This window comes from Acidobacteriota bacterium, assembly GCA_028875575.1.
Classification (GTDB): domain Bacteria; phylum Acidobacteriota; class Terriglobia; order Versatilivoradales; family Versatilivoraceae; genus Versatilivorator.
Genome location: JAPPDF010000100.1, coordinates 97013 through 111604 on the forward strand (window position 1 = coordinate 97013; position 14592 = coordinate 111604).

Genomic DNA, 14592 nt, shown 5'->3' on the forward strand with positions numbered 1-14592 from the left:
GAAGGAAAAAAGCCTGGAGATATGGGGGGCTTAGACCCGTTGGGTGGTTTTGACGGCTTCCAGAGCCTCTCGATCTTTCTCCAGGATGGCAGGATTCTCATTACAGCAACTGCCGGAGGAAGCCGAGTCTTGAATGACCGGCAGTGTCAGGTTGTGCTGGGTTGTGTCGAGGGACACCTTCTTGCCTTTGGCGAAGATCTCATGTCGTCCCCGAGTCTTGTGCCACTCCGCCAGGGTGGCCGTTTGATGCATGTTTTCGATGATCTGCCTCCAGCCGACCCCGGTGTTATAGGCGCAGAAGGAAATTTCTCCCTCCTGGGTGCCATAGGGGATGACGCACATCTCGGTGCGCCGGAAATCGTAGGTCCACAGATCCTGGAACCACATGCCTTCCACGCACAGCACCCGCCAGTCGTCCTTGTCGTTGCGGGTCTTCATGCGGTCGTTGCGGTCGCTGTCCGATCGCGCCGAACTTGGCTTGAACAGGTTGACGATTTGCGAGATGGGAAACCCCCGGGGAGCCAGGTCGGCCTTGAAGTTGCGCAAAATGGCCAGAGCCAGTTGGGCACCGGTGAAGGCCTTGCCGCGAGCAGTGTCGGTAATGACCGCCACGTCTCGGATGAATTGTTCATAGTCGAAGAACTTGAACAGGGGAGTCCATTCGCCGGTGCGGCGATTGACCACCAGCAGGCTGAAGATGCCGCAGTTCGGGTGGCAGTTGCAGGCGCTCCATCCCCAGGAAGCGTCCGCCCCCTGCAGGAGATCCATCACGCTGGTGAAGGCGCTGTAGGACGACAGGGGAAACCAGTCGCGCAGGGGCTGCCAGTCGGCCGATAACTGGCCCTTGAGATCCTGGGTCATCTGAGACAGGGTGTAGCGTTGCGCGTATCGGGTTTCGTCATCGACGTCTTCATCCCGACCGGTGAAGGATACGGGTTGGAAGGCGATGGTTTGAATCTTGTCGACGTTACGGGCGGCAAAATCCACGATGGACCCGATTCCATCGTTATTGACACCGTTGACGATGGTGGTCACCAGCGTGGTCTTCATGCCCACCTTGGCCATGTTCTCGATGGCCTGCAACTTGACGTCGAACAGATTGCCGACACCGCGGTGGCGGTTGTTTTCTTCGCTGGTGCCGTCGAACTGCAGATAGGCTCCGTGAAGGCCCGCCTCATGAGCCTGCTGGGTGAACTCCTCGCTCTGTGCGAAGCGAATCCCGTTGGTGGCTGCCAGAACCCGATAGAATCCGATCTTCTTGGCGTAGGCGACGGCTTCGATGAAGTATGGGGACAGCGTCGGTTCTCCCCCGGAGAAAAGAATGATCACCTGGCGCCGCGGCTTGTAGGAGACGGCACGGTCCAGAATGGCCTTGATGTCATCGAATTCCGGCTGGTGAACATAACCGACCTGATTGGCATCCATGAAGCAGGGATTGCACATCATGTTGCATCGGTTGGTCAGATCCACGGTCAGCACGGCGCCGCGTCCGAACTTGATGCTGGAATTTCCATGGCGATGGACGTGGTCATCCTCGGAACAACGGAAATCCCGTCCGAAGAAGAGACCTTCGATTCGACGGGTAAATTCGGGGCTGGTGGAGAGCACGTCTTCGAAAGGCCCGTGCTTGTCGCACACCTTTCGCATGATCACCTTGCCGCCCTCTTCCAGAATCTGGGCCTTGATTTCACCCGGGTGTCCCGACATCAGGGTGGAGAGGTCTGCTTCGCCGTTGATGATGGCATTGCGAACCTCGGGCACGCAGCGCGGACACAAGGAGTCGGTAATCCTGGGGAATCCCAGGGTGGGGGCCGAGCGTTCGCGGCTCTTGAGCATTTTACCTGGAGCCCAGCTGGGAGTCGGGAGCTGGCCCTCCGGGAGGCTTCGATTGACGGCCTGGAAAGTCTTCCAGGTCAAATCGGCTACACTGGAGAGAAAGGATGACCCCGAAAGCTGGTGCCACCAGCTTTGGTTCCGACCCTCTCTAAACATGTGGTCTGTGTACATCAACGCCTCCGGGATTGAGGGAATTGAGACCGCACACTACCGAGGCTGGCTGGTAGGGGCCGTAACCGAATCAAAGGCCTTTAGTTACCCCGCAAAAGGGTACCAACCTGGGGTTGGCAATGTCCAGCAAAAACTGTCTACTGAGTACTCCCCGGATAGTGTCCGCCAGACCGTGGCCGGATTGAAGGTCGGCGCCGTGGTTGTCGGACGGGAAATGCGGGCCACGGTTCCTGAAAATGGAGCCGACGAGCGGGATTGAACCGCTGACCTGTCGATTACGAATCGACCGCTCTACCAGCTGAGCTACGTCGGCCCGAGCCGAATGCGCTTGCCGGCACAAGAAAATGCCCACCCCGAAGGATGGGCATTTTCAAAGAGGAGAGGGTTGACTTAACAAGTCAATACCCACCATTAACTGGTAACTATAGTGTCTTGAGGCATTTGTTGTCAAGCGGATTTTTGAAACGACCAGAATCGAGCGAGGAGCCCAAGAAAACGCCTAGATGGATTAATATCTGTTTCTTGAATTGTTCAATGGAAATCCCTGCTTCAGTTTCTTTACATCATGGATATTGAGTCATGACCAGGGTCGAGCAGGAAAAATGGCAAGCCAGGTACGCCTCACTGCCTTCGAGTCGACGCCCACCCCAGCCCCCTGCCCGGTGGCTGCGCCGTTGGACCGAGGTGATTCCGCGCGGACGCGTGCTTGATCTTGGCATGGGACTTGGAGGCAACGCCTTGTACGTGGCTGCCCGGGGAGCTTCAGTACTCGGGATCGATATCTCGGAACGTGCTGTCAAGGCACTGCGTCAGACCGCCTTGTCCCGTGGCTTGAGGCTCGAGCTGATCGTTGCCGATCTGGATGATTTTCCGCTGCCGGTGAATCGTTTCGATGCGGTCCTTTGCTTTTTCTATCTGAATCGCCGTCTTTTCCCCCAAATCAGGAACAGCCTCAAGCCTGGCGGCGTACTCCTGATGGAGTCCTTTGTGACAGATCCGCAGCGGCCGAAGAAGGATCAACCCCACTATCGGCTCGCTGAAAAGGAGCTGCTCAGGGCCTTCGGTGATTGGGAAGTTCTCGACTATGCCGAGGGCAACTACCCGGAATCCCCCCACGCGCGGGCGGCCACGGCCCGCATCTGCGCCAGGAAGTCCGGATAGTTTGCCCAATGCCGACCTCTGACCATGTGCGGGATTTTGGTGGTGGTCAAAGCAACTGGATTGGCCCCGGGTAACGCGCGACGACTTCGTCCGCCGTCAAGAGCGTAAGCCCTTCGATTTGGGCCTGCGCGATCAGGATACGGTCGAACGGGTCCTTGTGTATAGGGGGAAGCAGATCCACAGCCGCTGCGTGAGCGCCGGTTACAGGCAATTCCACATAATCGTTCTCCAGCAACCCCCGGCGCAGCAGGCGCGGGTCGGCGCTGAACTCCTCTCGCCGGATTCCCCTCTTGATGGCTACCTCCCAAAGCGAAGCGGCGCTAAAGACCACCTCGTTCTCCGGATCTTCCAACAGCGCACGCCCATCGGCCGGCAATCGACGTGACGCGCCCGCTGCCCAGAGCAAGACATGTGTGTCGAGAAGGAGTTTCAACCGTCACCTTCGAACAGGGCTTCGATCTCTTCGGAACCCATGCGGTCGAAATGCTTGGGTGCCGAGATTTTCCCGGCCATGAATCCGACCCGACGGGCGGTCCCGGCACTCGGCGCTTCCACGGCGACGACTTTGACGACGGGCTTGCCCGCGCGCGCAATAATGAATGGCTCGCCGTTAGCGGCAGCCTCGACGAGACGTGAGAGATGGGTCTTGGCTTCGTGCATGTTGAATGTGCGCATGACCTGACTCCTTGAACTTAGTCTATATAACTTAGTCTGTTATCGCAAGCTCCTGGAGCTGCTGTCGTGGACTTCAGAGATGGGAAATTGATACCACGCAGAAACAGAGCCTGATGAATAGCCTCTTCCAAACAGGCCTCCCGATACGATATTTTGAGGCGGAGCGGAACTGCGGCGCAGCCGGTCCGTTCCCTGGGCAGGGGAAGTAACACCATGGTTCTGGTTGAAATTCTTGTGAACGGAGAGACCCGACAGCTGAAGGCCGGGACCACGGTGGAGGAGCTTGTCCGGGAACTGGGTTTGGTTCCGGACCGTCTGGCGATCGAATACAACCTCCACATCCTCAAAAAGAAGCATTGGGCGGCAACCGCCCTGGCCAATGGGGATCGAGTTGAGGTCGTTCACTTTGTGGGGGGAGGCGCAGGCGCCGGTCCACGGTCGCGCCGTCGCTGTCATTCAACGAGTCCAAACCAGCGAGAGGCATCGTCACATGCAATCCATTGAAGTACTCGGAAAACAGGAATATTCCTCTGAAAAAATGAAGAAGGTCAGCCTTTTCGACACGGCCAACCTTTTTTGCGATCTCTATTGCCTGCGGCCCGGGCAATCCCAGAAGCCCCACACCCATCAGGGCGCCGACAAGATTTATTTCGTTCTGCAGGGACGGGGAACCTTTGTGGTCGGAGAGGAGGAGAAAGAGCTTGAGGCCGGAGAGATTGTGCTGGCTCCTTCCGGAGCCGTCCACGGCGTAACCAACCATACGCCGCAACCCCTCAATCTGCTGGTGGTGATGGCCCCCAACCCGAACCATTAACCCGGAGTCTCTCGGAACCCCGGGGTTTGACCGCGGCCCACCTCATTTCGACTGCAATCGTCTCCTGATCGACTCCAGCACCTGGTCCAGTTCCGGTACCCCGATCAGCCTGCAGCAGAGCGCGTAGATTGAGACTCCGGCCGTTACCGAGAGGGCAAGGATCAAGGCCTTCCCGGCAAAGGCGACCGGCAAAAAGGCGCCTGCCAGCCATCGGTAGAGATGGAACGTGCCCAGCGCCATCACCAGAGAGGCTCCCAGGACCTTGAGGAGAGTGGTCAGGATCTTCGCCGTTTGCAGGGCTCCGGTGGTTTTCTGCAACCAGTAATAGAGAAGAAAGGCATTAAGCAGCGCTGCCAGGGAGGTGACCAGCGCCAGCACCCGGTAGCCCATGCTATCGATGAGCAACAAATTGGCGGTGATGCTGAGGGCCAGGGTCGCGGCGCTGATGAGAACCGGGATTCGGGGTCTATCGAGCGCATAGAAGGCCGGCACCATGAGCTTGATCGCCGAGTAGGCGGCCAGTCCCAGCGCGTAGTATATGAGCGCCCATCCGGTCTCCAGGGTGTCGGCAGCGGTAAATCGTCCTCGTTCATAGATCAGGGATACCACCGGATGGCTGAGGCAGATGAGTCCCAGAGATGCCGGAACGTTGAAGAAGAGCGAGAGGCGCAAGGAGGAAGAAAGCGTGTCGCGAAGCTGCTGGATCCGATGGTGTGTGGCATGGGCGGAAAGGGTAGGCAGAGCCGCCGAAGCGATAGCCACTCCAAAGATGCCGATGGGTAGATACATCACACGAAATGCGAAGTTGAGCCAGGTTATTGCCCCCTGCTGCTGGTAGCTTGCCAGGATTGTGTTTACCAAAAGGTTCACCTGGGTGGCGGCCAGGCCCAACGTTCCCGGACCCATCAGCAGCAGGATCTTCTTGAGGCCCGGATGGTCGAAAGAAAATCCCAGGCTGTACTGGAATCCGAGTTTGAAGAGGGAAGGGAGCTGGACCGCCACTTGTAGAGCCCCGCCGACAATGACTCCTATGGCCATTCCCGCCACCGGATCGACCCCATAGTCCGGCAGCAGCCAGTACAGCGAAAGCGCCACCAGAACGGATCCCAGGTTGAAAACGGCCGGCGCCAGAGCCGGAATGAAGAATTTGCCGTGACAGTTCAGCATTCCCATGGCGACGGCAGCCAGGGCCACCAGCAGCAGGAAGGGAAGCATGATCCGGGTCAACAGGACGGTGAGTTCGGACTTGCCCGGTTCGTCCTTGAACCCGCCAACGACGATGTCCACGATCCAAGGGGCATTGAAAATTCCCAGCAGGACGATCAGGCCCAGGACAATCACCAGGAAGTTGATGACCAGTGAGGCCAGATGCCAGGCGGCCTGGGGACCCTGGCGCTGGAGGATCTTGGTGAAGGTGGGCACGAAAGCCGCACTCATGGCCCCTTCGGCGAAGAGATCCCTCAACAGGTTGGGGATCCTGAATGCGGCGTAGAAGGCGTCGGTTTGAAAGCGGGTGAACAGTGCTGCCAGGATGGTTTCGCGTACCAGTCCCAGGATCCTGCTGATGATGGTCGCAAGGCTGATCAGCCCGGCGGATTTGACTAGCGGAGGGGACTCGTGGGTCATCGGGGCAACTGCCGGGGAAGTGAATGCAAGTTACTTCATCAGGTCTTCAACTTTTCGTTGAAGTTGTCTGAGAGACTTGTTCATTTCCGGCAGCTTGGTGAAGATCGCCGAACACTTCAACCATAGTCGGTTGTCGATGGCGGGATAGCCGGAGACCAACTTGCCCGGCGCGACGTCGGAGGGGATTCCCGTTTGCGCGGTTGCGATGGCGCCGTCGCCGATTCGGCAATGGCCGGCCACACCTACCTGACCGGTCAAGATTACGTCGTCACCCACGTCGGTGCTACCGGCGAGACCCACCTGGGCACAGAGAAGAGTGTTGCGCCCCACCTTGGAGCCGTGTCCCACCTGGACAAGATTGTCCACCTTGGCTCCCTTGCGGATGCGGGTCTCGCCAACGGCCGCCCTGTCCACGGTGGCATTGGCTTGAACCTCGACCTCATCTTCCAGAACGACGGGTCCGGACTGAGTGATCTTGGCGTAACTTCCGTCCTCCCGCTTGGCGAAGCCATAGCCGTCGGCGCCGATGACGACGCCATTCTGCAGGGTCACGCCGTTGCCGATGGAGCAGTTCTCGCGAACACAGGCATGGGAGTGGGCGGTAAAGTCGTGGCCGATGGTAACCCCGGAATAGATGACGACATGAGGGTGCAGAACGGCGTTGTCCCCGATGATCACGTCCCGGTCGACGATCACAAAGGGCCCGATCGAGGGGTTGCTGCCAATTACCGCGGTGTCGGCAATGACGGCCGTGGCATGGATTCCCGGCGGCGGAAGCGGGGGCCTGTAAAACAGATCGATCGATTGGGCGAAACTCAAATAGGGGTTGCCGGAGCGGAGCGTGCTGATCGCGAGGGCCGGGAAGTCCCTGGACACAATGATGGCCGAAGCCCGGGTGGAGCCAAGACGCTTCAGGTACTTTCGATTGGCGAGGAATGTCAGCTGGCCGGGCCGGGCTTCTTCAATGGGAGCGACGCCGCTGATCGGGAGATCGCCGTCCCCCTCGAGGTCGCAGTTCAGAGCCTTGGCAATCTCGGCTAGAGTCATGGCGGGCAGGCTCGGGGCAGCTTCCGGCAACGGCTGAAATTATATTAGGATAACAGTAGCGTCAAGGAAACCCATGCCTCAATGATCAGCGAAATATCAGGATTCATCAACTACCTTACGGTCGAAAAAGGACTCTCCAGAAACACCCTGAATGCCTACAGGTCGGATCTGGAAAATCTCCGAAGGTTTCTGGAAGAGCGGAAACTTCCTCTGGACTCGCTGACTCAGAGCCACCTGCAGGAATTTGCCCGGACACTTCAGCGAGAACCGTTCATCGGTCGCTCTATTTCAAGTATTGTGTCCACACTCCGAAGATTTCTGGAAGAGCGGCAACCCTCGCCGGCATCCCTGACCAAGAGCCAACGGCAGGACTTAATCCAGTTGCTTCAACTCGATGCCCGCTCCACTTCCAGAATTCTGTCCAGACTCCGAAACTTTCTGGAAGAGCGGAAACTCCCTCTGGAATCCCTGACTGAAAGCGACCAACAGGAATTTATCCGGACACTTCAGCGTGACGCCCGCTCCGTTTCCAGAAATCTGTCCGCGGTTCGTGGGCTTTGCCGCTGGATGGTTCTAGAAGGAAAGCGCTTCGATAATCCCTCCGAAAACCTGGAATCGCCAAAAGTCTGGAAGAAGCTGCCAGGGGTGCTGTCACTGAAACAGGTGGAGGAATTGCTGTCCCAGCCCGACCGGAAGCAGTCCCGAGGTCCCAAAGACAAGGCCATGCTGCTGAGAGACAAGGCCATGCTGGAAGTGCTCTATGCAACCGGTCTGCGTGTTTCGGAGTTGGTTTCTTTGCAGGTCAGGGACCTGCATCGCGACCGGAATTACGACCTGATGTATCTGCACTGGCTGGGAAAGGGTGAAAAGCTTCGGGCCGTTCCGCTGGGTGATTCCGCCAAGGAGGCATTGGAGCAGTACCTGCATCATGCCCGACAGAGTTTGCTCAAGGGGAAGGGCTCTCCCATGATCTTCCTGACCAACCGAGGGCAGGGGATGACTCGACAGGGGTTCTGGAAGATGCTCAGGCGTTACGGCAAGGAGGCGGGGATCCGGTCGTCTCTCAAGCCCCATGCCTTGCGCCATGCCTTTGCAACCCACCTGTTGCAGCGGGGAGCCGACCTGCGTGCGGTTCAGATGATGCTGGGTCACTCCGATATCTCCACCACCCAGATCTATACCCACGTATTGAAGGAACGCCTGAAGGCGATCTACCGGGAACACCATCCCAGGGTTTAGTGTCGCGTTTTCAATGTGAATTGACCGACGCCGCAGCCAAGGGATTTCCCAGCCTGTTCAGAACTTCCAACGCGCAACCGACGACTCGGAACACTTCTCTCTTGAGCCTTTTGCAAAAATCGTAGCGGGGCAGGTCATCTTGCCGGCAAACGCGAGGTTCTGCCTTTTTCAACATTGGGTGCGACCTGGTCAAAAATGCTGTCTAACAACAAAAAGCACAAAAGGCACAATTTGTGTTTTTGTGCCTTTTGTGGCCATTCCCGGTAGACGTCCGGCTGCCGAATTTTGCAAGAGGCTCTCTTCAAAAGAAATTCGTGTTCATTCGTGTCCATTGGTGGTTCGTTTTTTGTTTTCTTGCACGGCGGTTCCAGCCAGGGGAATCGAGACCAGGAAGGATGTCCCTCGGCCAACCTGGCTTTCTACACCGATACTGCCCGCGTGGTCCTCGATGATCTTCCTGGTAATGGACATTCCCAATCCGAACCCCGTGTGTTTGCCCTGAGTGAAGAAGGGCTGGAAGAGAGTGGCTTGAAGGTGGGGGGGAATGCCGGCTCCATCGTCGGTGAGCCGGATGCAGGCCTGGTCCGCCCGTGTGTGGCTGAGAATAGCGAAGGTGCCCCGACCCTTCAGGGCATCCTTGGCATTGACCGCGATATTCAGAAGAGCCCTCCTGAATTTGTCCTTGTCGATGGCAACCGGGGCATCGCAGTCGAGTTTCTGCACAAAACGGGTTTTGTTGTCTCGAAACAGGGCCTGGATCTCAATGCAGCAGTTTCTCAGAACCTGATCGAGGTTACAGGTTTCCACCGACATGCGAGTCTTCCTTACCCTGGAAAAATGCAGTATTTCATCCAGCATTCGTTCCATGCGTTCGATCTCGAAGTGGATGAATGCCAGGCACTCCTCTTTTTTGTCGGACGACAGGTCATGGTCACTCAGAATCGAGCTGAAGCCCTTGATAACGGTAATTGGTGTTCGACAGTCGTGAACGATGGTGTTGACCATGTTGCCGACCGCCGCCAGCTTTTCCGTCTTGATTCTCTCCTCCTGACTCTGCCGGATGCGGTCCATCATGTCGTTGAAGTGGTTGGCCAATCCCTCCAGCTCATCGCCCGTCTTGACTTGAATCCGGTGAGAGAGATCGCCCGCCGAGGCCCTCAAGGCTCCCCCGGCGATGGTCGAAACGGGTTCGGTGATGCGGTTGGCCAGGACACGGGCGCCCAGAATTCCCGCTACAACCGCCGCCAGACCGACCCTTAGAATGACAAACTGAATCTCCCTGACCCTCTGCCTCATGCCATCGGTCAAAAAGCCCAGGCGGACCGTGCCCCAACGTAGCCCGGACTCGGACGAGAGGACCGGAACCGTGAAATCGAAAATCGGAACCTCGGAAGAACCGTCGCCCAAACGATGATTGAGTTGACGGAACAGTGGTTTCTCGGCTTGCAGGGATTGCCGGGCCGCGGCTCCCGTCGGATGGGTATTGATCAAGGAGGCGTCTTCGGAATGGGCAGCCACCTTGCCTTCCTTGTCATAGACAATGGCATAGAGGAGCTGGCCCTCCCGCCGGGCCAGCTGCGCGTTGACCTGGAGCATGCGGTAGTTGTAGGTCTTCAAATGGGTCAAGTTGGCTCCGCTGGCGAAGATCCGGGCGATGGCGATGCCGCGCTGCCGAGTGTGGTCGCGAATCACGTTGCGCATATGGTGACTCAGCAATGAGATCGCCAGCAGAAGGACCGAGGCGACCAGCACAACGGTTGCCAATATCAACTTCATCCGCAGGTTGAGTCGGAGAAGAGCGCGCAACTAGGCCTCCAACAGAGGGAGTCCCGTATGGCGATGGTGGGAAGGAGTTGGGGAGGGCGGAATCTTAACATTGACCATGAGACCGGTCAACGACTCCGAAGCCTCATCGGCCCCCCGCCAGAGGGGCTGTGGGGTCTGTTTGGTTTCCCGGAATTTTGTGATACTTTGGGGCGCTTGTCTGGCCGATGCCTCAGGACCTGAGGCCGAGTGCGCACCGGGAAGCAGGACCACCGGCGACCCGTTTCCGGAAAGCCGTCCCCCTTCCGCGACGACGGGGCGGCTCACAAGGGCCGAAACAGGGGTGTCCCAGACTGGTGTCGACGTCCAATCGTGGTTGGATAATCGATGGGGATTCTGAGTAGTGAAGCCATCATCCTGCGGACCTATCCGCTCAGGGAAACAGACAAGATTGTGGTGGCCTATACTCGAGAATACGGCAAGGTGCGCGGGGTGGCTCGCGGAAGCCGTCGGATCAAGAGCCGATTCTCCGGTCGTCTGGAGCCCTTGTCATGGGTAGAGCTGGTTGCCTTTGAAGGGCGTAATCAGGAGTTGGTATCAATCGACAAGGTGGAGTTGCTCAAGGGTTATGGCTTGGAAATGCAGGATTACCAGGCTTACCTGCGTGCCTCCTATTTGTTGGAACTCCTGATGGAAACGGTTCCCGAACATGAGGCCAACGATTCTCTGTTTCGCCTGCTGCTGCATGTGCTACCGTTGCTGGGGGATAGTCACAAGTCCCGGCTGGCCTCCGTCTACTTCCAGATCTGGCATTTGAAACTGGCAGGATTGCTTCCCAGCCTTTCCGCGTGCAGTGGCTGCGGCGCGGGTTTGGGCTCCGGAACGGGAGCCTACTCCCAGCGGGATACCCCTGGGTTTTTCTGTCGGGAGTGCCGGAAAGGGACAGGACGTCGAGTTGGCGGAAACGTTATGGAGTTGGCCGGTCTGGTGGTGAAGAAGTCTCTGCCGGATCTGGCAGGCGGGCGAGTCGCACTGGAGGCTGTTTCAGCGCTCAATGCGGTCGCAGAGGAGATGGTTCAGGCCGCGTTCGAGCGAAAGTTCGATTCGCTGTCGCTGCTACGGCGGGAATCCGAGAATCGGTAGATCATGTGGTTCCAACAACTGTTCATGGAATTGCAGACGTTCTGGGCAGAGCAGGGGTGTGTCATCCATCTGCCCTATGACGTGGAAAAAGGGGCGGGAACCATGAACCCCGAGACCTTCTTCCGGGTACTCGGCCCCGATCCCTATCGAGTGGCCTATCTGGAGCCCAGCAGGCGTCCTGCAGACGGCAGATATGGGGAGAATCCCAACCGGGTCCAAAAGCACCACCAGCTTCAAGTCGTTCTGAAGCCCAGCCCGCCCGAGGTGCAGTCCCTCTATCTGCAGAGTCTGGAAAAGATAGGCATTGACCTGCGTGGTCACGATATTCGATTTGAAGAGGACAATTGGGAATCGCCCACGCTGGGGGCCTGGGGAGCCGGCTGGCAGGTTCTGCTGGATGGGCTGGAGATTACCCAGTTTACCTATTTCCAGCAGGCCGGGGGACTGGAGCTGAACCCGGTTTCGGTGGAACTCACCTATGGGTTGGAACGGATTGCCATGTTCCTGAGCCACATATCGGACGTGTTCGACCTAAAGTGGAATGCCAGTGTGGGATATCGAGACCTCAGGCACGCGGACGAAGTCCAGTTTTCCCGATACAATTTCGAATCTGCCGATATCGACCTGCACTTCGGCTGGTTCAATGATTACGAAAAGGAGGCGGATCGTCTCATCAAAGAGGGATTGATCCTGCCGGCATACGATTACTGTCTCAAATGCTCCCACACCTTCAATATCCTGGATGCCAGGGGCGCCATCAGCGTCTCCGAACGCACCCAGATGATTCAGCGTGTGCGCACCCTCGCCTGCCGCATCGCGCGACAATATCTGAACGGCGAAGACCATCCGTAGAAATCCGGAACCAGATAGGGATCCAGAAGACTGCCTGAATCTGAAGTTTCTAATTAGACATTCCGCTTTAAACCCATGGTATCAGAGTTCTTATTGGAGATTGGCTGTGAAGAGATACCGGCGCGATTCCTGCCGGGGGCCTCGCAGCAATTGAAACGGAATATTCAACAGGCTCTCTCCGATCATTCTCTGGGCTTTGACGAAATCGAAGCCTATTCGACGCCGCGTCGCTTGATTGTGCACGCCCGTGGCGTGGCTACCACCCAGCCGGCCCGGAGCGAGGAAATCACCGGCCCACCCTGGGCCATCGCCTTTGACCGGGACGGCCACCCCACGGCCGCCGCCCTGGGGTTTGCCCGCAAGCACCAGGTCGGGGTGGAGGCTCTTTCTCGGGTCAAGACCCCAAAGGGCAGTTATCTCGCCTACCGGAAGCAGGTCCCCGGTCGCGGGGCCGACGGCATATTGGCGGAGGAGGTTCCCAACGCCATCAAGGGACTGGAGTTGCCCAAGAGCATGAGATGGGAATCGAGCCAGTTTCTGTTTCTGCGGCCGATTCGCTGGATTCTCTGCCTCTTTGACGGACGGGTTGTGCCCGTTCAACTGGCCTCGGTCCGGGCTGGCGACCGTACCTACGGGCACCGGATTCTGGCCGGCAACCGTCCAGCGGTGGTGACCGATTTCGCGGATTACCGGCAGAGACTTCAAGATTCGGATGTCGAAATCGATTCGATGAAACGGTTGAGCAGGATCGAGGCAGATCTGGAGGCAGCGGCGCTTGGGCAGGGCGGTCGTCTGGTCGAGGACCGAAGACTGCTGCAGACCGTGTCCCACCTCAGCGAGCATCCCAGCGTGGTGTGCGGGGACTTTGACCCCTCGTTCCTGAAGCTCCCGGCAGAGGTGCTGATCACGGTGATGAGAGAGCACCAGAAATACTTTTCGCTCCAGGACCCCGGGGGGAAACTGCTCCCCAAATTCCTGGCGGTGGTGGATTCGGACGGGGCTTTTTCCCGACAGATTCAAGCTGGGCATGAGCGCGTGCTCAGCGCTCGCCTGTCGGACGCTGCCTTTTTTTGGGAGTCTGACCTCAAGGTATCGCTGCAGGACCGCATCGGTCTGCTGAAGAAGATCACCTATCAGAGAAATCTTGGCACTCTATTTCATAAGACTCGAAGGATAAGAGCCTTGTCGAAGGTTATGGTCAAGAGTATCCGACACCCTGAACTCCTTGCTCCGGTGGAGCAGGCCGCCGAGTTGTGCAAGACCGATCTGACCACCGAGATGGTCCGGGAATTCAGCAATCTGCAGGGAGTCGTAGGGGGGCTCTACGGCCGTGTCCAGGGTATGGAGCCGGCAGCGTCGGAGGCCATATACGATCACTACCTGCCGGTTGCTTCGGAGGACGGTGTGCCGCGCGGCCTTGCCGGAGCGATTGTCGCCATGGCCGATAAACTGGATACACTGGCGGGAGCTTTCTGCCTGGGCCTGGTGCCCACCGGATCGCGGGACCCGCTGGGGTTGCGCCGCCAGGCCATGGGGTTGATCCGTATCCTGCTGGAGAAAGAACTGGACCTTTCCTGCGAACGAATGCTGGGCAAGGCCTATGAGGGAGTTCGCAGGTTCGCCGATCGATCGTTGGAGGATACGTCCCTGATTTTTCGGAACTTCCTGAAGGACCGGATGCGTTTCCTCTTCCGGGAGCAGGGGTTTCGCTATGATGAGATCAATGCGGTGCTGGAAGTGTGTTGGGATAATCCGGTGGAAAGCCGGAAGCGCTTGGGCGCCATCGCCGGCATGCGGGAGAGTTCCGATTTCCGGTCGCTGGCAACCAGTTTCAAGCGCATCAAGAACATTCTGTTGAAAGCCGAAGTGGATCCTCGAGCAGCCTGCGCCATCGATTCGGCGCTGTTTACAACGCCGGAGGAGGGTCTGCTCCACGCCCAGGTCGTTTCGCTTGACCGCGGTATTTCCAAGGCTGTTGGCGCCGGACGGCACGAGGCAGCTCTGGGAATGATGGCCTCGCTGAGGCCCGCGGTGGACTCCTTCTTTGACCGGGTGCTGGTGATGGATGAGGATCCGCGGGTGCGGAGGAATCGTCTCGCCCTGCTGGCATTTCTCCTTCAGACGTTTCTGAGGGTGGCTGATGTTTCCGAGATGGTGACGACCTGACGGGCCGATGTCGGCGCGTCGACATGACATGTTTCGAGAGGGAACAGGACTGGCCCGCATTTCTCACCAGGGGGCATGATCATGGCGCAGGATTTTTT

Annotated in this window: 13 protein-coding genes and 1 tRNA gene; 7 read left to right on the forward strand and 7 right to left on the reverse strand. The window is 58.1% G+C overall.

Annotated elements, in window-relative coordinates; genetic code table 11:
* Nucleotides 1–30 precede the first annotated feature (30 nt).
* Both OXI69_17355 and OXI69_17360 read right to left on the reverse strand, forming a co-directional pair.
* Nucleotides 31–2007 (reverse strand): radical SAM protein, encoded by a 1977-nt coding sequence (locus OXI69_17355; protein MDE2667911.1) that lies wholly within the window; start codon nt 2005–2007, stop codon nt 31–33.
* Between the two features lie 237 nt (nt 2008–2244).
* Nucleotides 2245–2320: transfer RNA gene (locus OXI69_17360), tRNA-Thr, on the reverse strand.
* Nucleotides 2321–2586: 266 nt separating this feature from the next.
* Here OXI69_17360 and OXI69_17365 point away from each other — a divergent pair.
* On the forward strand, nt 2587–3168 hold the full coding sequence (locus OXI69_17365) for a class I SAM-dependent methyltransferase (GenBank protein ID MDE2667912.1): 582 nt from the start codon (nt 2587–2589) through the stop codon (nt 3166–3168).
* Between the two features lie 46 nt (nt 3169–3214).
* Here the strand turns inward: OXI69_17365 and OXI69_17370 are convergent, their stop codons facing one another.
* Both OXI69_17370 and OXI69_17375 read right to left on the reverse strand, forming a co-directional pair.
* A complete protein-coding gene (locus OXI69_17370) occupies nt 3215–3601 on the reverse strand; it encodes a type II toxin-antitoxin system VapC family toxin (protein ID MDE2667913.1) in 387 nt (128 codons plus the stop codon).
* A complete protein-coding gene (locus OXI69_17375; GenBank protein ID MDE2667914.1) occupies nt 3598–3843 on the reverse strand; it encodes a type II toxin-antitoxin system Phd/YefM family antitoxin in 246 nt (81 codons plus the stop codon). The genes OXI69_17370 and OXI69_17375 overlap by 4 nt, the downstream gene beginning before the upstream one ends.
* A gap of 213 nt (nt 3844–4056) precedes the next feature.
* On the opposite strand from OXI69_17375, the gene thiS reads away from it, so the two are divergent.
* Together thiS and OXI69_17385 are read left to right on the forward strand one after the other, a co-directional pair.
* Nucleotides 4057–4347, forward strand: a complete 291-nt coding sequence (gene thiS / locus OXI69_17380; protein MDE2667915.1) for a sulfur carrier protein ThiS — start codon at nt 4057–4059, stop codon at nt 4345–4347.
* Between the two features lie 34 nt (nt 4348–4381).
* Nucleotides 4382–4657, forward strand: coding sequence for a cupin domain-containing protein (locus OXI69_17385; GenBank protein MDE2667916.1), 276 nt, complete (start codon nt 4382–4384; stop codon nt 4655–4657).
* Between the two features lie 42 nt (nt 4658–4699).
* Here the strand turns inward: OXI69_17385 and murJ are convergent, their stop codons facing one another.
* On the reverse strand, nt 4700–6283 hold the full coding sequence (gene murJ / locus OXI69_17390; protein MDE2667917.1) for a murein biosynthesis integral membrane protein MurJ: 1584 nt from the start codon (nt 6281–6283) through the stop codon (nt 4700–4702).
* A gap of 30 nt (nt 6284–6313) precedes the next feature.
* Nucleotides 6314–7330, reverse strand: a complete 1017-nt coding sequence (gene lpxD, locus OXI69_17395; GenBank protein ID MDE2667918.1) for a UDP-3-O-(3-hydroxymyristoyl)glucosamine N-acyltransferase — start codon at nt 7328–7330, stop codon at nt 6314–6316.
* 81 nt (nt 7331–7411) lie between these two features.
* Here lpxD and OXI69_17400 point away from each other — a divergent pair, with 81 nt between their 5' ends.
* Nucleotides 7412–8569 (forward strand): site-specific tyrosine recombinase XerD, encoded by a 1158-nt coding sequence (locus OXI69_17400; protein ID MDE2667919.1) that lies wholly within the window; start codon nt 7412–7414, stop codon nt 8567–8569.
* A 318-nt stretch (nt 8570–8887) separates the two neighbouring features.
* On the opposite strand, the gene OXI69_17405 is transcribed toward OXI69_17400, so the two are convergent.
* Entirely contained in the window at nt 8888–10375 is a 1488-nt protein-coding gene (locus tag OXI69_17405; GenBank protein ID MDE2667920.1) for an ATP-binding protein, read from the reverse strand.
* A gap of 345 nt (nt 10376–10720) precedes the next feature.
* On the opposite strand from OXI69_17405, the gene recO reads away from it, so the two are divergent.
* The 3 genes from recO to glyS all read left to right on the forward strand — a co-directional run bounded on the left by recO (nt 10721) and on the right by glyS (nt 14494).
* On the forward strand, nt 10721–11476 hold the full coding sequence (gene recO / locus OXI69_17410) for a DNA repair protein RecO (protein MDE2667921.1): 756 nt from the start codon (nt 10721–10723) through the stop codon (nt 11474–11476).
* Nucleotides 11477–11479: 3 nt separating this feature from the next.
* Nucleotides 11480–12328, forward strand: a complete 849-nt coding sequence (locus tag OXI69_17415; protein MDE2667922.1) for a glycine--tRNA ligase subunit alpha — start codon at nt 11480–11482, stop codon at nt 12326–12328.
* A gap of 75 nt (nt 12329–12403) precedes the next feature.
* On the forward strand, nt 12404–14494 hold the full coding sequence (glyS, locus tag OXI69_17420) for a glycine--tRNA ligase subunit beta (protein MDE2667923.1): 2091 nt from the start codon (nt 12404–12406) through the stop codon (nt 14492–14494).
* Nucleotides 14495–14592: the final 98 nt, after the last annotated feature.

Coding starts and splice junctions, on each gene's coding strand:
- OXI69_17355 (MDE2667911.1), bottom strand. CDS start 2,007: ATGTACACAGACCACATGTTTAGAGAGGGTCGGAACCAAAGCTGGTGG.
- OXI69_17365 (MDE2667912.1), top strand. CDS start 2,587: ATGACCAGGGTCGAGCAGGAAAAATGGCAAGCCAGGTACGCCTCACTG.
- OXI69_17375 (MDE2667914.1), bottom strand. CDS start 3,843: ATGCGCACATTCAACATGCACGAAGCCAAGACCCATCTCTCACGTCTC.
- thiS (MDE2667915.1), top strand. CDS start 4,057: ATGGTTCTGGTTGAAATTCTTGTGAACGGAGAGACCCGACAGCTGAAG.
- OXI69_17385 (MDE2667916.1), top strand. CDS start 4,382: ATGAAGAAGGTCAGCCTTTTCGACACGGCCAACCTTTTTTGCGATCTC.
- murJ (MDE2667917.1), bottom strand. CDS start 6,283: ATGACCCACGAGTCCCCTCCGCTAGTCAAATCCGCCGGGCTGATCAGC.
- lpxD (MDE2667918.1), bottom strand. CDS start 7,330: ATGACTCTAGCCGAGATTGCCAAGGCTCTGAACTGCGACCTCGAGGGG.
- OXI69_17400 (MDE2667919.1), top strand. CDS start 7,412: ATGATCAGCGAAATATCAGGATTCATCAACTACCTTACGGTCGAAAAA.
- recO (MDE2667921.1), top strand. CDS start 10,721: ATGGGGATTCTGAGTAGTGAAGCCATCATCCTGCGGACCTATCCGCTC.
- OXI69_17415 (MDE2667922.1), top strand. CDS start 11,480: ATGTGGTTCCAACAACTGTTCATGGAATTGCAGACGTTCTGGGCAGAG.
- glyS (MDE2667923.1), top strand. CDS start 12,404: ATGGTATCAGAGTTCTTATTGGAGATTGGCTGTGAAGAGATACCGGCG.